Source organism: Paenibacillus sp. LHD-38 (assembly GCF_031157315.1).
Taxonomy (GTDB): domain Bacteria; phylum Bacillota; class Bacilli; order Paenibacillales; family Paenibacillaceae; genus Pristimantibacillus.
Map to the genome: position 1 here is coordinate 23,817 of NZ_JAVIFU010000003.1, position 26,194 is coordinate 50,010.

Consider the following 26,194-nt stretch of genomic DNA (forward strand, 5'->3'; position numbering starts at 1 on the left):
CTCCCCCTTTTGTTATCCGACTTCAAAGAATCCCATCCAGCCGAGCTCCGTAAACTCGCTTTGATGAGCATGAAACATATACTTTCCTGGTGCTGGAAACGTTATTTCAATGATGCCTCTTTCCCCCTGGCATTGCATGATTGTATCCGTAAATTGCGGCCTCGCGTCCGGATCAGCACCAGTCGCATAGTAATGAAAGAAATTGGAATGTAAATGAAAGGAATTAATAGGATCGAATTCTGTCAAGTTGCTTATATAGATTCGAACCAGATCTCCCGTTTTCACTTTTATAGGTCTGGATTGATAAGCAAATGCGTAGCCGTTGACCGTATATACCTCATTTTCGCCATCTAAATCCAAGTCAAAGCCATTCATAACCATGCTTAATTCTTTGGCCTGTTTCCTCGGTTTCTTAGGATCAATGATGAAATGACCATAGAGACCTTTATGAATATGTCTGGCCAGCGGAGGAACATGGCAGTGATAGGGTTGCAGACCTGCTGGTTTTGCTTCAAATTCATATACGAATTCTTCACCCGATGGAACAGGCTCCAATCCATCCATGTTCGTTGGATGAATTCCATGGAAATGGATGGAATGAGGATGTGCTGAACCGTTCCCGAACTTGATCCGAACAATATCTCCTTCCGTACAACGCAATGTCGGTCCCGGAATCGTGCCGTTAAACGTCCATCCCGGAAATTTGATTCCTTTCGCTATCTCCACTTCGCCATCCCATGCCTGAATTTCATAATCTCTGATCGTCCTGCCATCAGGAGACTTGCTTACAACGCCATAATCAAAGGAAGTTAACGCCTTAACCGCAGCTTCTAGTCCCGGGGTTGAATCGGTTCCCGGATCATAACCATGCGCCATCCCATGTTTCATCTGATTTTTAAGCGAATGATGCATTTCTTCCTTTCCCATTGCTTGAACAGGTTTTCCAAATAGTGCACTTGTATTTAAAAAACTGCTGCCCAGAACACCTAATATGCCTGCCGCTCCGACTTTAAGAATGCTTCTCCTTGAAAATTGCCGTTTCGGATCCAATGCCATGAACCATCCACCCCCGTGTTAATATAAGGAAAATATTTTGCCTGTACGCAAAATATTTAATAAAAAAATTTTATTTTACCGTGGGACAAAATGTTTACCCGAGGAAACATTGATTCTGATTAGAATATAAGATACAGTGGGCTCTATGTAAAGTGTTTTTTTCAAAAAAGCCCTTCAGCAGAAATTGCTGAAAGGCTCTTCTTCCTATCTTTCTTCATGTCTGCTTAATTAATCTGGAATTGGGATAAGCTTGCTTTTAGATCACGTGAAACGGCATCCAGCTTCTCGGACAAGCGAACTAAACCTTCGCTTATGCTAAGCTGCTCGGTGCTAAGTGAGGCAACTTCCTCGGATGTTGCCGACGATTCCTCCGCCACCGCACTCACATTTGTCATCGCATCTGCCAATACTCCTTGCGATTGGTCAAGCTGGCTAATTGATGCTGTCACGTGCTCAAGCTTCTCGGCGAATTGCCCCATCTGACCCTGCACGGACAAGAAAATCTGATTCGCTTCCTTAACCGATCCAATTTGCTCCTGGAACAAAGGATAAGCGTTTGACAGCACCAGTACCGTCTCATCGATCTAGCCTCTGATCTTTTCGATAATCTGTCCAACGATATCAATAGATTGACGCGACTGGTCGGCAAGCTTGCGGATTTCGTCCGCAACCACCATAAACCCTTTGCCTGCTGCTCCCGCGCGCGCTGCTTCGATCGTGGCGTTCAGGGATAAAATATTCGTTTGCTTTGTCAGATTATTGAGTACTTCCAGTATTTTCACAATCGATCCGGTGCTTTCCTTGAGCGCATCTACTTTCTCGACCATGGAGCGGGTCATTTTCTCGGTTATTCCCGTCTTTTGTATGAGAATACCCATATATGAAGTGCCCTGCCCACTAGCCTTTTCAACCTCGTTTGCTGATCGCACCATCACTTGATTGGATTCAATAACCTTTTTCATTTGCATATTTATGTGGCTTGTTAAATCGGTACCGCGCTCTGCTTCAACTGCCAGACTGGACACGCCGCCCGCAATTTCTTCTGTCGCGACCGCTATCTCCTTAGCTGATAGAGCCGTTTTGCGGGAGGCTTCCGTCAGGTCCGCTGCCGTCAGCAGTACGTCTTCTGCGGAACGCGTAGTCTGTTTGGCCAATATTTGAATTTGGGTCATCATCCGGTTGAAGCTCTCCGACAGCTCTCCGATTTCATCATGGCGTTTCTTGAGGCTGGAGCGGACGGTCAGATTGCCGCCAGCACCTTCGTTCATAAGGTTTCGAAGCTTTACAAGCGGCTGCGCAATCGTCTTGATTACTAAAGCGCCGATCGCTACGGCGATTAGAGCAGCAATAAGTACGGTAATCCAGGTCAGCGTTTGGATCGCCTTTGCATCCCTTACAAGCTCTTTAACCGGAACCGTGCCGAGCAGTCTCCAGTTCATCGTATCGAATGTGGTATAGGCAGCAAGCACATCCGAACCGTTCGTTGATGCCGCCTTTTCCGAGCCGTTCAGGGCGGAATCTCCTTCCGTTGGCAGGCTTACTTTGGCGGGCTTGCCGATCAGCTCCGGTTCGGATGCAGCAATGTAATTGCCTTTCGAGTCTAGAATCGCCATTTCGCTGCCCTGACCAAGCACCACATCCTCGAAACGCTTGTTAATCGATGCGAGGTGAATTTCCATTAAGAGTACGTAAGAGGGTTGATTCGTCAATTTGTCTTTAATTAGACGACTCATACCGATCGACGGCGGTGCCGGCATAACAGCCAATCCATCAGGTTGTGGCGGAATCCAGAGTGTTTTCCCATTCCTTTCAATGACCTCTTTAAACCATTGCGTTTCTTTCAAAATCTCCGACCGGTTAGCTTGAGCAGTCCCGACATTTACAGCAGATAGCTTGGAATTCAATGGAATTAATATCACACCGCTAATGGAGACATTACCCGTCACGTAGTTACGCAATCGATCTTTGAGCTTGCCTGCAGCTACGGATTTATTATAATCAGAATCGCTAGCCAGCACTTTCCTGACCTGTTCATGAAAATCCTCATCAATCATGATTTGCATGGATAAGTCCTCATAAGTCCTAAATATAATATCCAGATTATTAGCAACTTGATTAACCGTTTGAAAGCTCGCTTCCGATACCTTTCTTTCGACGATCTCTTTCGCTTTTGCATATGCTATTAAGCCAACAGTCATGACACACGCGATAATACTGCAAAAAATAATTGCGAAAAGCTTCATTCCAACGGATTTAAACGGATTAGCCAGCTTAGAATCCTTCACCGTTCCAGAAAATGTCATTGAGGCGTTCGAGACGGCTTGACTGCCCGTTTGCACTTCTGCATTAACGTCGCCATCTGCTTTCGCTAGCTTTGAACCTATTGAATACGCAAACTTTCTTGCTTGTTTCTTTTCTGAATTTGTCATTGGGAAGATACCGCCTTTATTATTGTCAGTGAAATCATATCCATATCCTTCTAAATTACGTTAAAAAACAGCATATATCTTTTGATTTTTTTTGATCGTCTATTTCATTTTGATCTGGTTTTAAAATTTAAGCGGAACCTTATGCCGAGCAAACGATGTTTGTGAAGTCCTATACTATTTAAAGTAATCTGTAAACTTTATAGGGTAGGCACCCAATCTAATAAAAGGTAAAGTTTTTGATGAACCACAATGCAAGCGGTTACGTTCATTGATAGGCAAAAATTAAAAGAAAGCTTAACCGGATTACTATCATGGGAGGGATTATACGATGTTGCTTAAACAGGGAACAGGCGCTTATTATACAGGGAATTATAGGAATCTATTTATGGAATACGGCTATAAGAATGAGGATATCCATGCGCGTGTCGAACAGACGTGGGAGCAGCTGTTTTACGGTGATGAGAGTACGCGGATCTATTTCGAATCCGGAGACGATATGGGCTATTTGCTGGATACCGGAAATATCGATGTCCGCACAGAAGGAATGTCGTATGGGATGATGATGGCCGTCCAGATGGATCGTAAGGATTTTTTTGATCGGATTTGGAAATGGACGATGACCTACATGTACATGAATGAAGGTGAAAATGCCGGCTATTTTGCTTGGTCCTGCAATACCGACGGGTCTAGGCGATCAAACGGTCCGGCTCCGGACGGTGAAGAATATTTCGCGCTTGCTCTTTTCTTCGCTTCGCATCGCTGGGGCGATGGCTTGGCGCCATTCGATTACGGAAATCAGGCACGAAGCCTGCTTCACAGCTGCGTGCATAAGGGTGAAAATAACGATGGCAGTCCAATGTGGGAGCCTTCCAATCAATTGATTAAATTCATACCCAATTGTGATTATTCCGACCCTTCCTACCATTTGCCCCACTTTTACGAGTTGTTTGCACTATGGGCAAATCCGGTTGACCGCATCTTTTGGAAGAAAGCGGCGGATGCGAGCAGGAATTATTTGAAGCTGTCATGCCATCCCGTTACGGGACTGGCGCCTGAATATGCCTATTATGACGGAACTCCAAACGATGAGCGAGGCTATGGCCATTTTTTCAGCGATTCTTATCGTGTAGCCGCCAATATTGGACTGGATTCTGAATGGTTCGGCGTCGATGAATGGCAGCACGAAGAGGCTAACCGGATTCAAGCTTTTTTCGCGGGCATTGACCCGTCTGATTACAGACGCTATACGATTGCGGGCGAACCGTTTGATGAAAAATCGCTGCATCCCGTTGGTTTATTGGCAACAAATGCGATGGCCTCCCTCGCGGCTCCCGCAGGTCCGAATGCAAAAGAAAGCGTTGATTTGCTATGGAATACCCCACTTCGCACGGGTGTTCGCCGCTACTATGACAATTGTCTTTATTTGTTCGCTATGCTCGCATTGAGCGGCAATTTCAGGATGTGGATGCCTGCAGAAAACCATTCGTAATAAGGGTTAGCTGCCTCCGTTCTTCCTATGACACAAGCTATTCAGCAATCTTCTTTCCAAGAAAAGGTACTTAGCATTTCGCTGAGTGCCTTTTTTGCTTTACAGTTAATATATTGGAATTTCATTCGCTGCTGATTTAGATCACCAACATGAATTGACGGGGAAAATGATCAGTAATAATATATGGATGGAGAATATCTCATTTTTCAATATATAAGAATTTATAAGTTTTCACTTATAAATGTGCTTATATATCTCCGCGAAACGATAGCTTTTGCCACTGAGGACGGCGACAGCCGTTTACGCTTGTATTTTAACAATAATATGATCACCGTATGCCTTGCTATATAGGCAGTGATTTAGGAGGATATGAGTTGCCTGAGATAGACAATAATTCTGATAAATTATCCGAAAAAGCTTTGAGTCTGCTAGGAGATTGCGAGAAATGTTTTGGCCTGTGCTGTGTGGCTCTCCCATTCTCTGCTTCAGTAGACTTCGCGATGGACAAAGATGCCGGACAACCTTGCCAAAACCTGCAAGCCGACTTCCGCTGCGGCATTCACAATCGCCTCAGAAAACAAGGCTTTCGAGGCTGCACGGTATACGATTGCTTCGGAGCGGGCCAAAAAGTTTCCAATGTCACCTTTAATGGACGCGACTGGCGCAATACTCCAGAATCAGCTGAATTGATGCTTGAAGTGTTCCAGATTATGCGGCAGCTCCACGAGCTGCTCTATTATTTGACAGAAGCAGTGACATTGCAACCTGCAAGGCCCATTCAAGAAGATCTTCACGCAGCGCTTGAAGAGGTAGAAAATCTAACTCTACTTAGTCCCGGCTCTATCATCGAGATAGATATTTCAGCAAAACGAGCCGAAATCAATGCTCTTCTCCTGAGGACTAGCGAGCTCGTGCGAGCCGATACCCAGCTTCAGCTAAAAGTGCCGGCAAAGCGTCAGAAAACCTATGGCCGAGGAGCAGATCTCATGGGGGCTAATCTCAGAAAAGCAGATCTTAGATGCGCAAACCTGAGAGGCGCTTATCTTATAGCTGCAGACCTAAGAAACGCTGATCTAAGAGCAGCTGACCTTATCGGAGCTGATTTCCGTGATGCAGACGTCAGAGGCGCTGACCTTACCGGCAGCATCTTTCTTACTCAATCGCAGCTCAATGCAGCTAAAGGTGATTCCGGTACCAAGCTGCCTAATGCGTTAACCCGCCCATCACACTGGTCTGCCTAATCTTTTTGAGATAATCATGAGAATGCTCAAGAAAAAAGGCTGATCACATAAAAGTGATCAGCCTTAACAGTCGTACCAATATTATTAGTCGTTACTCGGAATAGTGAGTTTATTTGACCAGGTTTTGCCGCCATCCGTTGTTCCATACAATGCAGGGGAAGACAAGCTTGTATCAGCCATCCAGCCTCGATTTTTACTTATAAACGAAATGACGGACTCAAATCCTTTAATCGTTTTGAGATTTACCCAAGTCTTTCCAACGCCCAATGAACGGCCGACCCCGATAACTTCACCCGCAGGAGAATAACCACCCAGTATCGCTGCTCCATCAACCAGTTCCAAATTGCTGGAATGACCGCCAGGCGAAGCGGGCCCTTCTTGAACAACACCGACTGCTCCTCCCGGCGCAGCTCCGCCTCCGGCTGTGGATTGGCTTATCACCTTGCGCCAGCTTAATCCGTTATCAGAAGAACCATACAGCGAATAGGATTGCTGGGACATCCCGAAGCCTCCGTTAAATCTCGCCCAGACCTGACTGCCGTTTGTGTAAATTTCACCGCCGCTGACCTCACTTGATTTCACGGTTAGTTTTGTTGACCAATTCACGCCGCCATCCGTTGTTCTGGAAAGCTTGTAGCCAAACCCAGGCACTATGATTAGTGCCCAGCCATGCTTCACGTCAGTAAATTCTGCGTATCGGGTGTTAGCAGGCGTTGAGATCTTCGTCCATGTTTTTCCGCCGGTCGATGTTTTGTAAGCAAATGCCCTTGTATAACCGAAGCCGTTTTTCGTATCTGTAAACTTAATCCGTTCCAGCGCGAGAGAACCCATTGGTATTTTTGTAAAGCTGCTTCCGCCGTCTGTCGTATGAATTAAAGCATTTGTTCCCGCAGAAGAGGATTTCGCCAACGCCCATCCGGTCGTATTGGATATAAAATCAAGCTGGGTAAACTGCCACGTACCCTTGTAGATCGACTGCCAGGACGAGCCTGCATCCGAGGTGCCAATTAGAAAACCGTTACCTGCAGCACGACCTGTCGTCGCGTTTAGAAATTCAATATCGCTGAAGCGGTAAGTTGAATCTCCGGCGGGCGTGCCTATAAATAAATCGTTGGCACTAGCTGCTCCCACTGCATGCGTAAGCGGAATCACCCCAGTGATTCCAATGGCAAGCGCCGCTGCTACAAGTCCTGATTTTAGTTTCAATAATCTCATTTTTTTCCTCCTGCCTATCCGTTGTAGTTTAGACATGTATACAACAAAATACCCTTCTTGGATCCAAACGAACCCGAAGGGTATAAGGTTGCTTAACGGGAGGAACAGAAAAAAAAGGAGTCATCTCGGAAAGTTAAGCAGAATGGTAGTCGTTTGTTCATTAACTTCCAAGCTTCCTTCTCACTGGATACAGCATATTGAAATTAAAGGTCTCGATAGCTTGATAAGGGATCGTCAAAGCGTTTAGCGGTTCCATGGGTACGGTCTCCATGCCGAGTACGCCCTGTCGATGATCAAGCTCATAGTCCTGCGACTGCTTCAGCCACTAGAACATGGTTTCATAAACACGCCACATATGCGCTTCGTTCCCAAGCACGCGGGCGCTCGCACACAATCCTCCGCTTACCTCCAGCTTCTCGACGACTTCCGGCACCGAACCGAACTCGCGAACCTCCAGGCCAACCCATAGTGTATCGACTTCCTTATTCCATTGCTTCTGCGGGATAAATACATAAGCTTTCGGGCCAGCTGCCAAACGCGCATCATCGAGAGATACATGTTTTGTAAGCATGCTCCACGCGAATCTGGTTCCGCTTTTGTCCGGTGTCATGCTTGTCCGAACCGCCAACGCTTTAAAAGGCGCAACCTCTACCAAATCAACTACAATGGACTCTTGCATACGAACCGTCTCCTATTCTATTTCGCCCGTATTGGAAAATATAAGTCAATCTCGGAATTCGGATCGCCTGGCTGCGTATAACGCTGGTCATAAAATTCAAATTCGTATTTGCCTGTGTGTATGCCCCCGTCATATTCGTAGGGACTGCTTGGCAGCCAATGTCCCCAGAAATGCATGAAAGCATCGCTTATCCCGTCAAGCGGTCCTCGAAAAGTAAGCACAGCATAACGCGCAGCTGGTACTTCAATGCTTATCATGCCTTCAGGAATGTCACCAACCTGATTAATTTGTACGGAAGCGGTATAGTCGAACGGAGCTCCCGGCGGATTGTCTGGATTTTGCAGCATTAATCCAAAGCTGCGCCAGCCCAGCTGGCCTTGTATTTCCGGTATGCGGCTGCCGAATCGTGCCCAAAGCTTGGCAATGGCGTTTTCAGAGGCGGGCAATGAAGAATCAAAATGAATGGTCTCGGTGATGCCAACAACGTGAAAGGCAGGTTTCTCGATGATTTTGGTTTCAATAATCATAATCGATCCATCTCTCCTTAATCTAAAATGATTGATTCGGCTTCCATATGATGCATTTCCATATTACCACATTATGGTATTGGTTGGATGTTCGGTTTCTGCCCATTGGCCATAAAACAAGACCAATCCACAAAGGGATCGGTCTTGTTCCGCAAATCACACCCGTCAAGGCGTTGTATAAATTTCAGGCTTGGGCGAGGATGACATCCCGTTTCCTAAAAAGTAACCCGTATGAGGCGGCTGATTATAGGCCACATTTTGCCATGCAATGGATAAACGATATACCGGATCATGCATCAGAGTATGGATTTTGGAGCTGGTGACATAAGTGGTTGTATAAATTCGCAGCGCAGAATTATCCGATTTACGCCAAATTATTTCCTCCCGCCAATCACCTAGCAAATCGGCCTGCAGGGATGGCGTTGCTTTTGTTCCGTTATTGGAGGCCACGCTTACTCCTGTCAACAAATTACTGGATTGATTCGCTGCCGGATTCCACTTATCGACCTTAATGCCGTCAAGAAGCTCCCGTGATAGATCACCATCCCACCATATGCCAAAATTGATCGATGGCGTGGAGGTGCTGATTTTGGCGCCAGTAATTGAATATAAACCAACGCCGTTGCTCGCCCATACCTCAGCCCCCGGATAATTCGGGTCAATATCCGCTGCCATGCCTCGGCCGGTATCTTGACCTGTCTGAACTCCCCAGAGGATCGAGCCCGTTCCAGCATCCCATACCGCGGCCCCATATGGTGAGCTAGTGCTTTCCATTACCTTAAATACTTCCATTCCGGATCGATTGGGGTTTAAATCGCTAACATGAAGGGCATCCCCATGACCTAGATTGGTATTATATAACATTGAGCCATTGTCATTAATCGTTAGAGCGCCATAAACGATTTCATCCTTACCGTCACTATCCACATCGGCCACGCTCAAGCTATGATTTCCTTGGCCTGCTGTTCCCCCATTCGTAGAGCTGTTGCTGTCGAAGGTCCATTTTCTCGTTAAGCTTCCGTTTCTCCAGTCCAAAGCAACCACCACGGTACGCGTATAATAGCCTCTTGCCATAATGATGCTTGGCCGCACGCCGTCAATGTAAGCTACGCCAGCTAGAAAACGATCCACGCGGTTGCCGTAATTATCGCCCCAGCTGGAAACGGTGCCTCTTGGTGGCACATAATCAATCGTGGTGAGCGCTTTCCCCGTTTGTCCCGAGAAAACGGTCAAAAACTCCGGACCTGACAAAATATAACCGCTCGAATTACGATAATCCGCACTTCCGCTGCCTATCGTAACCCCTGTTCCGTCAATCGTGCCGTCAGCCGTTTTGGTAACCACCTCGGCTTTGCCGTCTCCGTCGAAATCATATACCAAAAATTGCGTATAATGAGCGCCGGCTCGGATATTGCGCCCGAGATCAATTCGCCATAGCCGGGTACCGTTCAGCTCATAAGCATCCAAATAAACATTGCCTGTGTATCCGCTTTGCGAGTTATCTTTGGCATTCGAAGGGTCCCACTTCATAACAATTTCATAATCCCCGTCACCGTCCAAATCGCCAACGCTGGAATCATTGGCGTTATAAGTATAGCTCACCCCATCGGGCGTCGTCCCTCCAGCGGGCTGCTGGACCGGAACATCCAAATAAGAATTGCTCCAGACGCTTGCCGCTGGTGAAGCAGCCTGCTCCGTGCCATTCACGATGGCTCGTACCGAATAACTCGAAGAGGAAGTACCAGCCGTATCCTGATAGTTAGTGCTGTTCGTGATAGGAGCTGCGTTTATCTTCGTTCCATTACGATATAAGTTAAATGATACGGATAAATCTTCCGTGCCGAGCAGTCTCCAGCTTACAAATACGCCGCTGGCTACCTTCACGGCGACTACGCCTCGGTTAAGCTTCTCGGCTTGTCGCGCCGCGGCGGCATGAACCGTCTGATCAGGTATAACGGTTGGCATGAGCAACGTAAGCACAAACATAACGATAGCCGTGGAACGCAGCAAATGATGCAGTTTTATACACATTTTCATTCCTCCAATCATTTTTTGATCATAAAAGAAAGCGCTTACCATAAAGGGTCGCAGCCGCCTTATTCACCTCCCAACTATGAAATAGAGTCCACAGAGACTGGTTAGTCCAATGCCGTCAACCTCATTATTGACGCACTTTATTCGAATGCCTACATTAAAAATCAGATATCTTGTTCGAAAATCAGACTTTTTAGTTGATTTCTAAAATATCCAAATTTTTATATAAAGTGAAAATAGTACAAAACAAAACAAAGCAGTCCCTTCGGCAGGGACTGCTTTATTCGTTAAGGATTAAACTGTCTGAATATGCTTCTCACGAGCGATCTGCGTTGCTTCGACCATGTTCCGCAATGATTCAACCGTTTCCTCGTAACCGCGAGTTTTGAGTCCGCAATCTGGGTTTATCCAGAACAGCTTTGGATCGAGTACGCGTAAAGCGCGGTCAATCATACTCGTCATTTCCTCTACGCGGGGAATACGGGGACTATGGATATCATATACGCCCAAACCGATGCCAAGCTTGTACGTGCTCAGCTCAAAGCTATGAATTAGCTCGCCGTGACTGCGTGAGGTTTCAATCGAGATAACATCCGCATCCATATCCTCGATGGAATCAATCATGTCATGGAACTCGCAATAACACATATGCGTATGGATTTGCGTCGTATCCTGAACCGTGCATGTCGTCATCCGGAAAGCTTTGACAGCCCATGCGAGATAATTGGCTTGGTCTTCTTCCTTAAGCGGCAAGCCCTCGCGAACGGCAGGCTCATCGACTTGAATCATGCCGATTCCTGCCTGCTCAAGTGCCTCTACTTCTTGTCTAAGCGCATAAGCAAGCTGGTATGCAATTTGCTCACGGGAAATATCATCGCGGACGAACGACCAATTCATAATGGTAATCGGACCTGTCAGCATACCTTTAACGGGACGATCTGTTTTCGACTGCGCATATTTCGTTTCCTCAACAGTCATTGCTTCCTCAAAGGCCACATCTCCAAAAATAATTGGCGGTTTCACACAACGGGATCCATAAGACTGTACCCAGCCATATTGCGTAAACGCGAAGCCCGCAAGCTTCTCACCAAAGAATTCAACCATATCTGTGCGCTCAAATTCGCCATGCACAAGCACGTCAAGCCCGATTTCCTCTTGCAGTTTAATCCAAAGATCGATTTGATCTCGGATATATCCAGCATATTGCTCATTGTTCCATTCACCCTTGCGCCATTGCTGGCGGGCTTTACGAACCTCAGCAGATTGCGGGAAGCTTCCGATGGTTGTCGTTGGGAAAATTGGCAGCTGCCATTTCTGCTGCTGCGCTGCATGACGTTCAGAGAAAGGCAGGCTGCGCTCAGGATGCTTAGAGCTAATCGCGGCAACAGCCTGCTGGATGTCGCTTCGATTACGCTCGCCCGATTGCTTCAATGCTTGAACGGCACGTTCATTTTCGGCAAGCTCACCCTCAAACTCAGTCGCGCCTTGCGTTATGGCTTTCGTGAGAAGAACAAGTTCTTCCAGCTTCTCATCCGCAAATGCGAGAGCTTCTTGCAGTTCTTTTTCAAGCTTCTGCTCATTTTTCACGGTTACCGGAACATGCAGCAAGCTGCATGAAGACTGCACGATCAGTTGGTTATCGGTTACAAGTTCTGAAAGCTCAGCGATAAGTGCGAGTTTTTCGCGAAGCGAAGCTTTCCAGATTCCGCGGCCATCGATAACTCCTGCACCCAATACCTTGTCTTCAGGGAAGCCCAGCGTTTTAATGGAGGATAGATTGCTGGATAAGCCATGAACAAAATCCAGGCCTATACCTTTGACTGGCAGCGAGACAATCTCATTATAGTTTTCTACCGATTCAAAGTAGGTTTGCAGCATAATATTCAATCCTGGTGCGGCTGCCGCAAACGCCTCATAGATGGTTTTTAGTCTAGCCAAGTCTTCCGCGCTTACTTTCGTAACGAGTATCGGTTCGTCAATTTGTACCCATTGCACGCCTTCGGCAGCAAGCTCTTGAAGAATTTGTATATAAAGCGGAAGCAATCGTCCGAGCCATGCATCTGTTTCTGCTTTGTTATAGCCTTTGGACAGCTTCAAAAAGGTTAACGGTCCGACAATTACAGGTTTGCCCTCGATACCGAGCTTTTCCTTCGCTTCACGATAAGCAAGCAATGGTTTATTTTCGGTAAGTACCGGGGCTGCACCATCCAGCTCAGGCACAATGTAGTGATAATTGGTGTTAAACCATTTGGTCATTTCACTTGCTGTAGCATCCTTCGTTCCACGGGCAATGCCGTAATAAAGTGACAAGGGAACGGCACCGCCTGCATATGGAAAGCGTTTCGGAATAATCCCGAACATTGCTGCGGTATCGAGTATATGATCGTAATAGCTGAAATCATTGACCGCGATTAGGTCAATTCCTTTCTCTTTTTGCTTGCGCAAATGGTTTAGACGAATCTCTTGAAGCTGAAGGTGGAATTCCGACTCTTCCAGCTTTCCTGACCAAAACGCTTCGAGCGCCTTCTTCCATTCTCTATCTGCACCTATACGCGGATATCCCAACACACTGCTTTTTATCATCTTGTAAGCTCCTCTGCAACTTGTTACAAGAAAGATATCACGGATTCGCAGGTATAGTGTAACTGGATTAAACTATATCCAGTCATAGCCTTTGGCTATATCCAAGCTTTTATAGGGGAATTGTTTCTTTGAGCGCTTCGATATATGCCGTCCCGAGCTTCGAAAGTGAAGCGTTTTTATGGGAAATCCATCCGACATTTATCGTTTCCTCGCAATCCAAAGGCACTGGTATGATTTCATTTCCATTCAAATCAGCGCTTAATACACCTGTCGATATGGTATATCCGTTTAATCCAATTAACAGATTGAATAGCGTTGCGCGGTCATTTACCCGAATGCTTTTCTTATGTGACATCGTGCTGAGAATTTCCTCCGAAAAGTGAAACGAGTTATACTCCCCTTGGTCAAAGGAGAGGTATGGATAATTTTGCAGCTGGTCAATGGTCACGATGGATTGTATGGCGAGCGGATTCTTAATACTGATAAAAATATGCGGCTTTGCCGTCAACAAGCTGTTAAACTGTAAATTTGCGGTTTTGAGCAGCTTATTGATAACTTTCCCATTAAACTCATTCAGATATAAGATTCCGATCTCGCTGCGCATGTTTTTGACGTCTTCAATGATTTCATAGGTTTTGGTCTCGCGCAATGAAAGCTCATATTCATCCTGACCGAATTCCTGGATCAAACTTACAAAAGCATTCACCGCAAAGGCATAATGCTGAGTCGAAACCGAAAAATGCTGCGGGGACGGCTTGGCATTGAGGTACCTGCTCTCCAGTAATTCCGCCTGCTCGACAACCTGCCTAGCATAGCTTAAGAATTCAACGCCTTCCTTTGAAAGTGAGATTCCTTTATTGGATCTCTCGAATATGGCAAGCTGCATCTCATCTTCTAAATCCTTGATTGCATTGGATAGGCTTGGCTGTGAAATAAACAACCGCTTAGCCGCTTCGTTAATGGAGCCTCTGTTGGCAACTTCTATCACATATTTTAATTGCTGAAGAGTCATTAATATACGCCCTCTCTAAACTTGAATATAGAAAATGGACGCGGCAGCATCCATTCTTCTTGTTACAGATTTACTTTCTAATCGTTTGAAACTTCTCCAGCACGCCGGAAATGGCGCCGAGAGTGAGCGGTTTACTGAGGTAGTCGTCCATTCCCGCGGTTAGGTATTTTTCGCGATCGCCAATTAAGGCATTCGATGTTACTGCGATAATGTACGGACAAACATTGGGAGCCAAGGTCTCTTTCAGCACCTTCGTTGCTTCCAATCCATTCATTTCAGGCATTTCTATGTCCATAAAAATAATATCATAGGACGCATAGGCCAAAGCTTGAATCACTTCATTTCCGTTTCCGGCGGTACTGGCTGAATAACCGAGCTTGTCCAGCATTTTTATTAATACCAGTTGATTGATTTCATTATCTTCCGCAATCAATACTTTTAATGCCTCTGTATCCATTTGATCGTCCAAGTTCGTCATTTCCTGCCGCACGGAATCTTTTCGGGTTTCAAATGCTCATGTTTTTCTGCAGGAATCCCAATGCCGCTATCAATTATTGTGAACTGGCACCGTACCCGGTCTTTGTCAGCGGATATATTTTGCACGGATACGGTAACGCTTCCGTGAAAAGTGAATTTAACCGCGTTGCCAACTAAGTTGATAAGCACCTGTCTAAGACGGTTGGAATCACCATTTACAATTTTTGGAACATCCGCGTCAACGGTTACGTTCAGTTTCAAGTTCTTCTTAAGCGCTTTGTGATAAAAGATATCAAGCGTCTCTGCGATAATTTCTCTAATTTGAAACGGTTCATTCATCAAAACTGTCTTGCCGGATTCAATTTTCGATAAGTCTAAAATATCGTTGATGAGGGCAAGCAGGGTTTCTCCGCTCTTGTTAATAATCGTCACATATTCTGTTTGCTATTCGTCTAGTTGAGTCGTCTGGAGCAGCAAATCGGTCATGCCGATAACGCCGTTCATCGGTGTTCGGATTTCATGACTCATCATGGCCAAAAACTCGCTTTTTGCTTTGTTCATTTTCTCTGCTGCTTCTTTCGCAATTAACAGCTTTTTTTGTTCGGTAATATCTTTGGCAATAATGTAATAACCGACCGTTTCCTTATTGACTATAATAGGCGCAATCGTAGTTAAGACCTCGACGAAATGACCGAATTTATGTTTAATCTTATTAATATTTCTTTCAACCAAGACATGATCCTTGGAATCCGATAATATTTTAATAAGATTATCCTCACCAATAAATGTTGAAATACTCATCCCAACCATATGTTTAATAGGGAATCCTGTGAGGTGTTCCGCGACTGCGTCGCTATTAATGATACAGCCTTTCAAATCAAGGGATATGATGGCATCATGGTTGTATTTTTTTAAGGAGGTATAACGTTGAACGCTTTCTTCCAACGATAACTCCACTTTTTTGCGTTCCGTGATATCCTGTGTGGTTCCTAATACTTTTACCGGAGAGCCGTTTTCGTCAAACTTAACCGAGATGCGAATATTTAAATACTTAATAGATTGATCGGGCTGTAAATTTCGGAATTCGTAATTAAATTCCTCCCCTTTCATTGCATCCCTAAAGCAATCCTGATAACGCTGTTGATCATCGGGGTGAATGAGATGGATGAGGTCATCGTTCGAGATTAAGTGATTACTGCTTCTATTGAAGATTTTATAACAATACTCGGACATGGTAACCTTATCATTAGGTATATCCCACTCCCAACTCCCAAGAGACGCAATATCTTGTGCTTCATTCAAGTTGTCCTCATAATTTTTCCGTTCGGTAATATCACGTCCGATACCTATTACTTTCTGGACGCTTCCCTGTTCATCTCTAATGGTAGTGAATGTAGTTTCAAACCATATATATCGACCGTCTTGATGGCGTACGCGATAAGTTATAACATCGTTATCCATATAGGTTGATGTTAACATTTCTTTCAAATCATCTGGATGGTAGTACTTGAAATTATTTTTCCCAATGAGATCTCCTGGCTCATACCCTAGCAAATCACGGACCGAAGGCGAAATATATTGGGTAGTCAAGCTCGATCGCCTTTTTCTCTGAGATATCAATAATATGAGTAATAAAATATAAAGGGTTTTGATTTGTTTCATCATGAACAAAGGAAACATGAATGGAAGCCCATACGGTATCTCCGCTTTTTTGTATGTATCTTTTTTCTGTTTTGTAAAAAGTGGATCCGCCGTTTAAAGCTTCTCTTTTAAAATCCAGATTTGTTTCAATATCATCGGGATGCGTGATGTCCATGAAGCTTTTGTCCCTTAATTCCTCTTCCTAATAACCTAGGATTTCACAAGCAAGGGGATTGGCATTTAGTAATCTTCCCTCTGGCGACACCAAGGCAATGCCAATTGGAGCATGCGTATAGAGCTGTACAAAGACATCATGCCGTTCGTTCATATTTAGCAAACAAAGCCCCTCCAATCGGGAATATCCCTTTATATGAATACCAATTGATTTAATACTTTCTAATTATACTTACTTTAAATGAATGTAAAAGAAATTTAAAGCCATTAATCATTTAATCATTTTGATTAATAAGTCACATGTTATTCGAGGAACAAAAGAGTGTATAATTTTAAGGGTGACAGCTGGAAGGAGTGGAATAAATGAGCCAAAAGCATTTTGATATTTGGGGAGATATTACAATCGTCATTTCACCCTCTTTGAAAATTAGAAATATCAACAAATCTATTTTCAATTTCCTCCTATTCACTGAAGAAGAGTTAATCGGAAACCAGATCCAAAACATTCTTCCGGAATACCCGTTGGAGCAGCTGATATCGGGGGATTCTGAATATATACCCTATCGTGATACTTTCCTCATTAATAAAAACGGAGACCGTTCTCCTATCTCTGTCTCAGCTTCTTCCATCAAGGATGAGGATGGCAGTCTGCTCGCGCTAGTGCTCCTTTTACACGAAGTTAGCGGCAGAAACCAGAAGAAAACAACACTTGCCGATATGGAAAGCAGATATCGTTCCTTAACCGATAACGCCTTGGACGCGGTCATTGTTATGAATCACGACGGTATGGTTATCGAATGGAACCTTCAAGCAGAAGCCCAGTTCGGTTGGTTATCAGAGGAAGCTATCGGGAGTAATCTTGCAGATCTGATAATCCCCCCAGCTATGCGTGAAAGACATCAGCAAGGACTAAACCGATTTATACAGACTGGAGAACGACGTATCCTTAACAAAAGGATTGAACTGTCAGCTCTTCATCGCGAGGGTTATCTTATTCCTGTTGAATTGACGGTCTCTCCCATACCATGGGGAGATACCTATATCTTCAGCGCTTTCGTAAGGGATATTACATCACGAAAGCTCTCTGAGAGGGAACTTGTACAGGCGAAAGAAGCGGCTGAAGCGGCCGCTCGTTCCAAGAGTCTCTTCCTAGCAACGATGAGCCATGAAATAAGGACTCCTTTGAATGGGATTGTGGGTATGACGCAGCTGTTAAAGGATACGGAGCTATCTCTTGAACAGGAAATGTATATGGAGCATATTTCAAAAAGCGAAAACGCTTTACTCGCGATCATCAACGACATTCTGGATTTCACCAAAATCGATTCAGGAAATGTTGAATTGGAATGGCTGCCTTTTAATTTAGCCATTTGCATTGAAGAAACCTTTGATCTGCTATCCGGTTTGGCTGCAGATAAACGCTTAGATTTGAACTATGTTTTGGATCCGGATTTGCCGCAAAAAGTCGTGGGCGATATGACTAGATTAAGACAAGTTCTCATCAATTTGATAGGGAATGCAATCAAATTCACAAATTCCGGCGGCGTTTCTTTACGTGTTGATTTAATGGAACGAATCGATCCGAAACAATATCAGCTGCTTTTTACAGTGAAAGATACAGGGATCGGTATTCCAAGCGATCAAATGGGGTTGTTATTCAAGCCCTTTTCGCAAGTAGATTCCTCTACTACCCGGAAATTTGGAGGAACAGGCTTAGGTCTTGCTATATGCAAGAACCTTGTTGAGCTTATGGGCGGAGAAATTTGGGCTGAGCCTGTTCAAGAAGGAGCAACCTTCGTTTTCACCATTACAACACATTCAGCAGACAGCTGGACCAGCCATCAAGAAATGGCAGCGTTTGATTCAGCTAGCGATCGGAGCTCTATTCGAGTCCTGATTGCGGAGGATAATGAGATTAATCAGAAGGTGCTTATTCATTTATTGCAGAAAGAAGGAATAAACGCGGATGTCGTAACGAATGGCATAGAAGTATTGGAAGCATTCGAATTGAAAGCATACGAGCTTGTGTTGATGGATATCCAAATGCCGATTATGGATGGCATTGAAGCAACCCAAACCATCAGACAAACCTTTTCAATAGAAAAACAGCCTAAAATCATTGCCGTTACCTCAAATGCTTTCACGGAAGACAAAGAAAAATGTATGGCGGCAGGAATGGACGGTTATATAAGTAAGCCCATTCGACGGACTGAATTGCTAAGCGCATTAAATAATATTTTGTAATAATTTTGCTGCCATAGCCTGGTCGCTACCCCGCCATAGCCGAAGCAGTGAACGGAGCCATCGATGCTTTATCCATCCATTGAGGTCATATCATGCTCGTTCACCCGTTTCGGTTGCATATGCATTAATTCATCTTTAAATGCCTCCTCTATTTCTTGCTTATTCCCATATACGCACAACTTGTCACCTTCAATAATTTGCAAATCAAATTGGCGCAGCTTCTTCCTGTCTCTTTGTAAAAATAAACTCATCACTATTATTACCAACGCTGCCGTAATCTGAATCTTTATTAACCTATACATGAAAAAAGAAGCAGCCTCGTTCGAGAGCCGAACGAGGCTGCTTCTTTTGTAGTTAAATGAGGAAGAGCATTGATGCGCTCTCTTCCTCTGCCTAGCTTTATATAAAAAGTGGATTACACCTTAATTTGGGCTTCAACAGCATGTTCAAGCCATATATCCTTAAAATCGATCCAGCCGAGCGAATTTACGCCTACCCCTTTTATGTTTGGATTATAAAAGGTGTTCAGTTTCTTATGGAGCAGAAAGAGGACAAGTGTGTCCTCCCTTAGCTTATTTTCAATTTCAAGCAGATGACTCCAGCGTTCCTCCGCCGTTTGGCAGGCCAATGCTTCATCGATTTTATCCTTTACCCAGCCGCGGAGACACGGATCCAAATGTTCTCTAAGAAAGTTTCCGGTCTGCTCATAAAGCTCGATTAAACAAACCTCATCCTCCGCAAATACGACGCAATATAAGAGGCAATCCGCGCTTTGGAGTACGTCCGGCTCCCTAATCGATTCCCAGGTCTCGACTTGCACGGCAATGTTGATTCCAAAGTCAGCCAGATGACACTTCAGCCACAAAGCATCCTGCTCATGAATACCATAAGTGCAAATCTGTATCGTTGAGCCGTCATAACCGGATTCCACAATCAGCTGGGCGGCAAGCTCGAATTCGCATTGATCCTGCCAATTCGCCGATAAATCGTTCGGATGAAATCCTCTTGCGGGATACATGCGATCCTCACCCAGCTCTTGGATCATCCTGGTACGGTCAACAAGAAGATCAACTGCTCTCCGAAAGGCAGGAGACTGCTGCGGTCCTTCTTTCCCCATATTCCAAGTCAGCAGGCTGCAGCCATTGCATACCGATTCGATTTTCTGCCACCCTTGCTCGGGCCTAATATCTCTTAAGTCATGATCAACCAACAGCTGCTCCCAGCTTTTTGAATATTCAATCGTATCCTCCGGCATCATGACAATGACAACACCGTCAAGATGGGCCCGCTCTCCATAATAATTCGGATTAACCTGCATCGTAAATCGGTCCGCCGTCCATTCTGCGAACTTGAACGGTCCCGTACCGATAGGATGCTTCCAGAATTGTTTATCTTGATCAGCCAGGTCATGAGGTACGATCGATAGACCGGGTGCACATAGGAATCTCGGGAACAACCAATTAGGCTTCTCCAATATTATTTTCACGGTCCGCTGGTTCTTTGCTTCAATCGCTGTGATCGTGCGGACAAACCAACCTGAAGCGCTGCTGCCGCGCAGTCGATTAAGCGTATAAACGACATCCTCAGCGACGAGTTCCCTGCCGTGATGAAACTGAGCTCCTTTTCGAAGATGGAAGGTCCATTCCCTTCCGCTTGCATCATGCTCCCATGCGTGAGCCAGTGCAGGCACGATCTTCGCTTTTTCACGGTCATATTGAACCAAACAATCAAACAGCTGCTTGATCATATGCGCGCTGAAAGAATAATACAGCTCCTTTGGATCAAGCGTCAAAATCGGTCTGTACACCGGAAGGCGAAGGATATCTGATTCCACTTCGTTTATTTGCTCGGTACGATATCCAAAATGTCCGTTCAGCCATTCGACAAATCCGCTTCTAACATTTGTGCCCTTGCTAAATCTTTCAATCATTTCGAAAGCATGCTTGTATTCGCCTTTCAACGCCATCTGCTGAGCGAGTGCAAGCAGCTCCTTTTCCTTTGCGACGAGGAAGGTAATTTGAGATCGATTTCCGCGTCCTCTCCCTGCGATCCATTCGATTAAGCCTTCCTCTTCCAGCTTTCTTAGGATGAGCTTCACATTTCGCGGTGTGCAATATAAGGTTTCGGCCAGCTGATCCAGCGAGACTTCAATCGCATTACCTGTACCTTCTGCTCCGGCAAACTTTGTATATAACAATAAATAACGTTCATTCGTAAGCAATAGGCGGCCTCCTTGCCTTCAAACTAAAATAAAAGGGGAAATTTATGAGTTAGATTATACTCTTTTTATCCCCTTTTCGCGACCGCATAATAAAGACATAAGAAACACATTGTCGAAGGAGGAAACGAACATGCTGGTAAATCATTATATTGCCGAAAAATTGTGGGAAGACCATGAACGAGAATGGGAAGTTAGGGTGCGAAGAGGAGAATTTGTTGAAGGGGATCAGCCTAAAGCATCTTTTTTCAGAAGATTATTCTCCCGCCGAAGGAATGCGGATACAGCGAAGGAGGATTCGCATGATGCTTTCGCATCTCGCTGAAAAATAAAAAGGCTAGTCTCTTTATAGGAGATTAGCCTTTTTGATTATTATATTAGTCATCCAGCAACGATTTCACAAATCGCAGCGCATATAAAATGATGTTGACCAAATCAAGATAGATATTGACGACCATCAATGGAATTTCGCTCTCATCAAAGCCTTCCTTGGACATCCGGCTGAAATCATACAACGTGTAGCCGATGAATATTAGCAAGCCAAAGCCTGCATACACCGTCTCCATAACGCCTACAAACGGAACGAAAAACTGAATGAGCCCAAGTACGATAAGACCGATTAACGAGGCGAATAGAAATCCGCCAAGGAATCGAAAATCCTCTTTCGAATAGGTCGCGTAGATGGCTAAACCGGCATACACCAGAACGGCAACAGCTACGGTTTGAAAGACGACTGCGGTACCGATCGTGGCGATGTAGTAACCAATGGCAAACTGCAGTGTGGCTCCCGATACAACCATGAAGGAGTACATTAACGAATACCCGACAACTTTTGATTTGCGCAAAAACATAATGCCGATAATTAAAGCAAGTTCTACAACAAACAATGGGATTCTTGCGGAAGCAGGCAGCAGCGTCCCTAAGTACATCCCGCCGATGGAAACAAGCAAAGCAAAGAAAAAGGTTAACATTAGCTTTTGCATGGGCTTGCCATAACCGCTTGATTGACTATAGCTCATTTTCTCTTTCTCCTCGTAACAATATGATTTAGTCCCCATAATATCATGAATGTCGGCGATTAAAAAGAGGCATTACAAATCTCCATTGCTATCAAATAAATGCTGCATGTCTTTACAAGATCATAGCCTCCGTTAATGAACGGATGAGTAAGCTGGAGCTTCTTCCGCTTCCGCCGAATTATCAAGCTTTTTATTCCCCATAAATAGTGCGGCAAGCAGCGCCAGCGCAACAGGAACAATCGCCCATGCAAAGGTAGTCACAATAGAGCTGGAAAGAAATTCTGAAAACTGCTTAAGTAAGTCGGCGGGTATAACAGCCCGGGTTTCCGGCGAAAGCAGCGCATGCGGATCTTGAAAATTAAGCCCTTCAGGAAGCTGGCTGTCAGCGCTTATTTTCCCCATTTGATTAGAAAAATGGTGGCTTTGAATGAGTCCGAACATCGTGATCCCCATCGTCATGCCGAGCGAGCGGATAAAATTCAAGGTAGAACCTGCGGACCCCCTCTGCCGGTACGATAAGCCATGAATCGCCGCATTGCTAAGGACGGAGAACGAAGCACCGATCCCAAGGCCGATCAGTACCATATAGACGGTTACAATCAATCTGGAAGATTCCGCCGTAAGACTGGCAACAAGCCCGACGCCGACAGCTAACAAAATAAGCGTAGGAATCAAAATGCTGCGATACGATATTTTGGTCATCAAGCTGCCTCCAAGCGTTGCGGTGATGACGGATCCCACCATCATCGGCAGGAGGACTAGACCGGAATTGGTTGCCGATCCCCCAAGTACGCCTTGAATGAATATAGGGATATAGACGGATGCTGCGATAAATGCCGCTCCGCTAAAGAGCGCGACCAGGATACTGGATGTATACAGCCTATTTTTGAATAGGCCAAATGAGATAATCGGTTCCTCCGCCCTGCTCTCTGTAATAAGAAATGCCGCCAGCAAAAGCGCGAAGCCTCCGAATAAGCTTAAAATGATACCTGAATGCCAAGCTAGCTGCTTGCCTCCAAGCTCTAAAGCAAACATCAGGCATACGATAGCTCCGATGAGCGTAATGGCGCCTAACCAATCGATCGGCTGCTTCGAGTGCTCGTGTGATTCTTTGTAAAAGAACGTAACCGTAACGAAGGAAATAATGCCAAGCGGAAGATTTATATAGAAAATCCATTGCCAAGCAATATGATCCGTTATAAATGCCCCAAGCAAGGGACCGAAAATACTTGATAAACCGAATACCGCGCCAAAGAGTCCTCCCATCTTTCCGCGCTTCTCCAAAGGGACGGCATCGAACAAGATCGTGAATGTGATCGGTACGAGCGCCCCTCCGCCAATTCCTTGAATAGCTCTAAAAATAGCAAGCTCCGTGATCGAACCCGCCGTTCCGCATAGAACCGATCCAAGCATAAAGACGATAATCCCAAAAATAAAAAACTTCTTTCGGCCGTACATATCGGAAAGTTTCCCGAAAATCGGCATGCCGGCCATCTCCGCCACCATGTAAGCTGAGGTTACCCAAATAAATTTATCCATGCCTCCGAGTTCGCCCACGATATTTCCCATTGCAGTGGCCACGATCGTATTGTCCATCGATGCCATTAGAATGCCTAGAAGCAACCCCGCAATAACAAGGGATAGGCTGCCTTTTTGCTGTTGTTTCACTGATAAACACTTCCTTTTCCATTTCGGATTTCTTGATATCAGTGTAATAAAAAAAGTATGACACCTGAGTGTCATACTTCGGAATAACGTTTTATCATTTTTTCAAGCATGGCTTTGACCTTCTCGCGCAGCTCTTTTGGTTCAACTACGGTAACGCCTTCACCGAAGCTTAACACGATCGGAATGAACCAGCGCGACTCGGAATAGGCATTTACCATTAAAGATACGGTAAGCGTGCCATCTTCGTTAAAGCTTTTCTCCGCGCTGTAGAAGAAGTCCATCGCCCTGGCCAAGCAGTCAACGGAGAAATGTAAAACGGCGTTTATTGCGTTTACAGGCTGTTGTTGGTATCGTGCGATGTCTCTCTCAGGCACATGCTTATGTTTTTGAAAATATTCAGCCGATGCAACCAGATTAGCTATGCGGGGGAGCTTAAATTCACGGTAGTCTTTGCGCTCTCTGCAATAACCATACAAATACCAGGCATCATATTTATAGTGCAGACTGATGGGTTCAACGTTACGGTCCTTCCGTTCGCTCTTCGCATTGACATATTCGAAGCGGACCAGCCTGCATTCCGTTATCGCCGTTCTTAATGTACGGAGCGAATCGTTATAAGCACGGCTTCCTCCGATGTCCATGGTTAAGCTCGGCGTACCGGCATCATGCTGCAGCGTTTGCAGCTTATGTATCGTTTCCTGCGCGCGATCATCATCAAAAACGGTCGACATACTGTGAAGAATCGTAATAAGCGAGCCGACATCATAGGAGCCCAGCAAGCTTTTGTCCATTTTGTAGGCATCCATGATACCGTAACCGCCATTTACGCCGTGATAGGATACAACCGGGATTCCTGCGGCGCAAATGGCATCGATATCGCGGTAAATCGTACGCTGAGATACCTTGTATTTATCGGCCAAAGCAGAAGCCGAAAGGACTTCATTGTTCAGCAGCATATATATCATTGAAATAAGGCGTTCCAGCTTCATTTGCTTACGTGTTCAAAATGAGCTTTAAGCCTTCGATTTTCAGCTGATCCATTCGAATGACCCAATTTTTAATCGTTTCATAGGTTTCATCGGACAATCCGAACTGCTGTTTCATATCTTTCGTAAGCTCCTTCTCGTCATCATTGTAATCACCGTCAGCGAAAATAAGCAGCAAAATTTCTGCGAAAAAAATATTTTTCAAGTGGTCATCATTCAGGCCGGCGACGATATCGGAAAGCTGCTTTTCAGATGAAAAGGTTACCTCCGAGGGGGTGATTTCCATCTCATTCATATACGATTGAAGATAGCCTTGTTCTTTCTTGTGCACATACCCATCCGCATTAGCTACAAGATGAGCCAACTCTAGAAACGCTAATTTATGTTCCTTGGATTGTAGAAAATGTAAAAACAAACGGTCCACTCCCTTATTTCAAATAAAATTGATTATTCTCTTATTCGACATCATCAGCGCATTTCCTACATCAATCCGTATTCTTTTCAATTTTGATTGCTGTTTAACATTCACATGTTCTTGTTTAATTTTATAGGAAAAGGAGGGTGACCACAAATGACAAGCAATACTCAAATCGTACAGTTCGTAAAATGCTTATACAGCAGATTTCGTGATGATGATGTTCCCGCTTTAGGGGCCCAGCTGACGTATTATTTAATTTTGTCGTTTTTCCCCTTTTTAATTTTTATGGTCAGCCTGCTTGGCTTTATCGAGCTGTCAGGAGATAGTGTAGTTGCAGAGCTGATTCGCCTCCTTCCTTCTGAAGCGAGCGAAACGATAAGCGGCATACTAACGGAAGTGGTAGACAATAGCAGCGGTACCCTTCTCTCATTCGGGATGATCGCAACGATTTGGTCAGCATCTAACGGCATTAATGCCATCGTGAAGGGCTTGAACAAGGCTTACGATGTCGAGGAGCAGCGTCCCTTCTGGAAGGTTAGGGGCATTTCGTTGTTAGCGACTGTTTTTCTTGTCGTCGTCATCATGCTGGTGATGCTCATGTTGATTTTCGGCAAAGCAATAGGAGAGTATTTGTTTCAATGGATGAATTATCCCGACGGCTTCCAGTGGATATGGGGGATTTTGAAATACGCCATTCCTATCACAGCGATGGCAGCTGCCTTCACTCTGCTTTACTGGATGGTGCCAAGCAGACGGCTTAGCTTTAAAGAGGCATTGCCTGGCGCCGTTTTTGCTACTCTTGGATGGATCATTACATCGCTTGCCTTTCAATTTTATATGAACAACTTCGGGAACTATTCCAAAACCTACGGCAGCCTTGGCGGAATGATTATATTATTAATCTGGCTGTACATCAGCTCAATCCTGATTATGCTTGGCGGCGAAATCAATGCTACTTTAGCATCCGCCAAAAGCAACCCGCCTCGAAGCATCGCTGCGATGCACAGCTTCCGTTTTCCGGAAAGCAACGGCAGCAAGATCAAAATTACGTAAGTGCCAAGAAGTCATTAACCTCGTGAGGATT

The 26,194-nt window shown here is 45.0% G+C and carries 23 protein-coding genes and 1 pseudogene; 5 read left to right on the top strand and 19 right to left on the bottom strand.

What is annotated here, in order from left to right:
* Window positions 1-12: 12 nt before the first annotated feature.
* The 3 genes from RCO25_RS03510 to RCO25_RS03520 form a co-directional block, all read right to left on the bottom strand.
* On the bottom strand, window positions 13-1,056 hold the full coding sequence (locus RCO25_RS03510; RefSeq protein WP_308994756.1) for a multicopper oxidase domain-containing protein: 1,044 nt from the start codon (window positions 1,054-1,056) through the stop codon (window positions 13-15).
* Window positions 1,057-1,280: 224 nt separating this feature from the next.
* Entirely contained in the window at window positions 1,281-1,622 is a 342-nt protein-coding gene (locus tag RCO25_RS03515) for a hypothetical protein (protein ID WP_308994757.1), read from the bottom strand.
* Between the two features lie 18 nt (window positions 1,623-1,640).
* Window positions 1,641-3,485 carry a methyl-accepting chemotaxis protein gene (locus RCO25_RS03520; RefSeq protein WP_308994758.1) on the bottom strand — a complete coding sequence of 615 codons (1,845 nt, stop codon included), beginning with the start codon at window positions 3,483-3,485 and terminating at the stop codon, window positions 1,641-1,643.
* Between the two features lie 328 nt (window positions 3,486-3,813).
* On the opposite strand from RCO25_RS03520, the gene RCO25_RS03525 reads away from it, so the two are divergent.
* Together RCO25_RS03525 and RCO25_RS03530 are read left to right on the top strand one after the other, a co-directional pair.
* On the top strand, window positions 3,814-4,974 hold the full coding sequence (locus tag RCO25_RS03525; protein WP_308994759.1) for a family 8 glycosyl hydrolase: 1,161 nt from the start codon (window positions 3,814-3,816) through the stop codon (window positions 4,972-4,974).
* 374 nt (window positions 4,975-5,348) lie between these two features.
* Entirely contained in the window at window positions 5,349-6,215 is an 867-nt protein-coding gene (locus tag RCO25_RS03530; protein ID WP_308994760.1) for a pentapeptide repeat-containing protein, read from the top strand.
* A gap of 84 nt (window positions 6,216-6,299) precedes the next feature.
* On the opposite strand, the gene RCO25_RS03535 is transcribed toward RCO25_RS03530, so the two are convergent.
* From RCO25_RS03535 to RCO25_RS03580, 10 genes and pseudogenes are all read right to left on the bottom strand, one after another.
* On the bottom strand, window positions 6,300-7,430 hold the full coding sequence (locus tag RCO25_RS03535) for a WD40/YVTN/BNR-like repeat-containing protein (RefSeq protein ID WP_308994761.1): 1,131 nt from the start codon (window positions 7,428-7,430) through the stop codon (window positions 6,300-6,302).
* Window positions 7,431-7,755: 325 nt separating this feature from the next.
* Window positions 7,756-8,109, bottom strand: a complete 354-nt coding sequence (locus RCO25_RS03540) for a hypothetical protein (RefSeq protein WP_308994762.1) — start codon at window positions 8,107-8,109, stop codon at window positions 7,756-7,758.
* 17 nt (window positions 8,110-8,126) lie between these two features.
* Window positions 8,127-8,636, bottom strand: coding sequence for a GyrI-like domain-containing protein (locus RCO25_RS03545; RefSeq protein WP_308994763.1), 510 nt, complete (start codon window positions 8,634-8,636; stop codon window positions 8,127-8,129).
* 165 nt (window positions 8,637-8,801) lie between these two features.
* Window positions 8,802-10,622 (bottom strand): rhamnogalacturonan lyase, encoded by a 1,821-nt coding sequence (locus RCO25_RS03550; RefSeq protein WP_374992059.1) that lies wholly within the window; start codon window positions 10,620-10,622, stop codon window positions 8,802-8,804.
* A gap of 342 nt (window positions 10,623-10,964) precedes the next feature.
* Window positions 10,965-13,253 (bottom strand): 5-methyltetrahydropteroyltriglutamate--homocysteine S-methyltransferase, encoded by a 2,289-nt coding sequence (gene metE / locus RCO25_RS03555; protein WP_308994764.1) that lies wholly within the window; start codon window positions 13,251-13,253, stop codon window positions 10,965-10,967.
* 109 nt (window positions 13,254-13,362) lie between these two features.
* The gene (locus RCO25_RS03560; RefSeq protein ID WP_308994765.1) at window positions 13,363-14,265 is read right to left on the bottom strand and encodes a LysR family transcriptional regulator; all 903 of its coding nucleotides are present in this window, start codon (window positions 14,263-14,265) and stop codon (window positions 13,363-13,365) included.
* A 70-nt stretch (window positions 14,266-14,335) separates the two neighbouring features.
* Window positions 14,336-14,734 carry a response regulator gene (locus tag RCO25_RS03565; RefSeq protein WP_308994766.1) on the bottom strand — a complete coding sequence of 133 codons (399 nt, stop codon included), beginning with the start codon at window positions 14,732-14,734 and terminating at the stop codon, window positions 14,336-14,338.
* A gap of 5 nt (window positions 14,735-14,739) precedes the next feature.
* Window positions 14,740-15,174 (bottom strand): ATP-binding protein, encoded by a 435-nt coding sequence (locus tag RCO25_RS03570; RefSeq protein ID WP_308994767.1) that lies wholly within the window; start codon window positions 15,172-15,174, stop codon window positions 14,740-14,742.
* A 12-nt stretch (window positions 15,175-15,186) separates the two neighbouring features.
* Window positions 15,187-16,332, bottom strand: a complete 1,146-nt coding sequence (locus RCO25_RS03575) for a PAS domain-containing protein (RefSeq protein WP_308994768.1) — start codon at window positions 16,330-16,332, stop codon at window positions 15,187-15,189.
* Window positions 16,298-16,711: pseudogene (locus RCO25_RS03580) on the bottom strand (PAS domain S-box protein). Before RCO25_RS03580 ends, RCO25_RS03575 begins: the two are co-directional and overlap by 35 nt.
* Before the next feature lie 209 nt (window positions 16,712-16,920).
* Here RCO25_RS03580 and RCO25_RS03585 point away from each other — a divergent pair.
* Window positions 16,921-18,801, top strand: coding sequence for a PAS domain S-box protein (locus tag RCO25_RS03585; protein WP_308994769.1), 1,881 nt, complete (start codon window positions 16,921-16,923; stop codon window positions 18,799-18,801).
* Between the two features lie 68 nt (window positions 18,802-18,869).
* Here the strand turns inward: RCO25_RS03585 and RCO25_RS03590 are convergent, their stop codons facing one another.
* Together RCO25_RS03590 and RCO25_RS03595 are read right to left on the bottom strand one after the other, a co-directional pair.
* Window positions 18,870-19,103 (bottom strand): hypothetical protein, encoded by a 234-nt coding sequence (locus RCO25_RS03590; protein ID WP_308994770.1) that lies wholly within the window; start codon window positions 19,101-19,103, stop codon window positions 18,870-18,872.
* A gap of 113 nt (window positions 19,104-19,216) precedes the next feature.
* Window positions 19,217-21,022, bottom strand: a complete 1,806-nt coding sequence (locus RCO25_RS03595; RefSeq protein ID WP_308994771.1) for an SgrR family transcriptional regulator — start codon at window positions 21,020-21,022, stop codon at window positions 19,217-19,219.
* Between the two features lie 130 nt (window positions 21,023-21,152).
* On the opposite strand from RCO25_RS03595, the gene RCO25_RS03600 reads away from it, so the two are divergent.
* Window positions 21,153-21,344 (top strand): hypothetical protein, encoded by a 192-nt coding sequence (locus RCO25_RS03600; protein WP_308994772.1) that lies wholly within the window; start codon window positions 21,153-21,155, stop codon window positions 21,342-21,344.
* Window positions 21,345-21,396: 52 nt separating this feature from the next.
* Here RCO25_RS03600 and RCO25_RS03605 read toward each other — a convergent pair whose 3' ends face one another.
* The 4 genes from RCO25_RS03605 to RCO25_RS03620 all read right to left on the bottom strand — a co-directional run bounded on the left by RCO25_RS03605 (window position 21,397) and on the right by RCO25_RS03620 (window position 25,107).
* Window positions 21,397-22,038 carry a Bax inhibitor-1/YccA family protein gene (locus tag RCO25_RS03605; protein WP_308994773.1) on the bottom strand — a complete coding sequence of 214 codons (642 nt, stop codon included), beginning with the start codon at window positions 22,036-22,038 and terminating at the stop codon, window positions 21,397-21,399.
* 132 nt (window positions 22,039-22,170) lie between these two features.
* Complete coding sequence (locus tag RCO25_RS03610; protein WP_308994774.1) at window positions 22,171-23,706, bottom strand: MDR family MFS transporter; 1,536 nt, start codon at window positions 23,704-23,706, stop codon at window positions 22,171-22,173.
* 71 nt (window positions 23,707-23,777) lie between these two features.
* Entirely contained in the window at window positions 23,778-24,695 is a 918-nt protein-coding gene (locus RCO25_RS03615) for a helix-turn-helix transcriptional regulator (RefSeq protein ID WP_308994775.1), read from the bottom strand.
* A gap of 4 nt (window positions 24,696-24,699) precedes the next feature.
* Window positions 24,700-25,107 carry a TerB family tellurite resistance protein gene (locus tag RCO25_RS03620; RefSeq protein ID WP_308994776.1) on the bottom strand — a complete coding sequence of 136 codons (408 nt, stop codon included), beginning with the start codon at window positions 25,105-25,107 and terminating at the stop codon, window positions 24,700-24,702.
* 156 nt (window positions 25,108-25,263) lie between these two features.
* Between RCO25_RS03620 and RCO25_RS03625 the strand changes: the two genes are divergently transcribed.
* Window positions 25,264-26,163 (top strand): YihY/virulence factor BrkB family protein, encoded by a 900-nt coding sequence (locus tag RCO25_RS03625; RefSeq protein ID WP_308994777.1) that lies wholly within the window; start codon window positions 25,264-25,266, stop codon window positions 26,161-26,163.
* Window positions 26,164-26,194: the final 31 nt, after the last annotated feature.

What these genes read in the sequence shown, in the direction of transcription:
- RCO25_RS03510 (WP_308994756.1), bottom strand. Translation starts at nt 1,056, where the DNA reads ATGGCATTGGATCCGAAACGGCAATTTTCAAGGAGAAGCATTCTTAAA.
- RCO25_RS03520 (WP_308994758.1), bottom strand. Translation starts at nt 3,485, where the DNA reads ATGACAAATTCAGAAAAGAAACAAGCAAGAAAGTTTGCGTATTCAATA.
- RCO25_RS03525 (WP_308994759.1), top strand. Translation starts at nt 3,814, where the DNA reads ATGTTGCTTAAACAGGGAACAGGCGCTTATTATACAGGGAATTATAGG.
- RCO25_RS03535 (WP_308994761.1), bottom strand. Translation starts at nt 7,430, where the DNA reads ATGAGATTATTGAAACTAAAATCAGGACTTGTAGCAGCGGCGCTTGCC.
- RCO25_RS03540 (WP_308994762.1), bottom strand. Translation starts at nt 8,109, where the DNA reads ATGCAAGAGTCCATTGTAGTTGATTTGGTAGAGGTTGCGCCTTTTAAA.
- RCO25_RS03545 (WP_308994763.1), bottom strand. Translation starts at nt 8,636, where the DNA reads ATGATTATTGAAACCAAAATCATCGAGAAACCTGCCTTTCACGTTGTT.
- RCO25_RS03550 (WP_374992059.1), bottom strand. Translation starts at nt 10,622, where the DNA reads ATGTTTGTGCTTACGTTGCTCATGCCAACCGTTATACCTGATCAGACG.
- metE (WP_308994764.1), bottom strand. Translation starts at nt 13,253, where the DNA reads ATGATAAAAAGCAGTGTGTTGGGATATCCGCGTATAGGTGCAGATAGA.
- RCO25_RS03560 (WP_308994765.1), bottom strand. Translation starts at nt 14,265, where the DNA reads ATGACTCTTCAGCAATTAAAATATGTGATAGAAGTTGCCAACAGAGGC.
- RCO25_RS03585 (WP_308994769.1), top strand. Translation starts at nt 16,921, where the DNA reads ATGAGCCAAAAGCATTTTGATATTTGGGGAGATATTACAATCGTCATT.
- RCO25_RS03590 (WP_308994770.1), bottom strand. Translation starts at nt 19,103, where the DNA reads ATGTATAGGTTAATAAAGATTCAGATTACGGCAGCGTTGGTAATAATA.
- RCO25_RS03600 (WP_308994772.1), top strand. Translation starts at nt 21,153, where the DNA reads ATGCTGGTAAATCATTATATTGCCGAAAAATTGTGGGAAGACCATGAA.
- RCO25_RS03605 (WP_308994773.1), bottom strand. Translation starts at nt 22,038, where the DNA reads ATGAGCTATAGTCAATCAAGCGGTTATGGCAAGCCCATGCAAAAGCTA.
- RCO25_RS03615 (WP_308994775.1), bottom strand. Translation starts at nt 24,695, where the DNA reads ATGAAGCTGGAACGCCTTATTTCAATGATATATATGCTGCTGAACAAT.
- RCO25_RS03625 (WP_308994777.1), top strand. Translation starts at nt 25,264, where the DNA reads ATGACAAGCAATACTCAAATCGTACAGTTCGTAAAATGCTTATACAGC.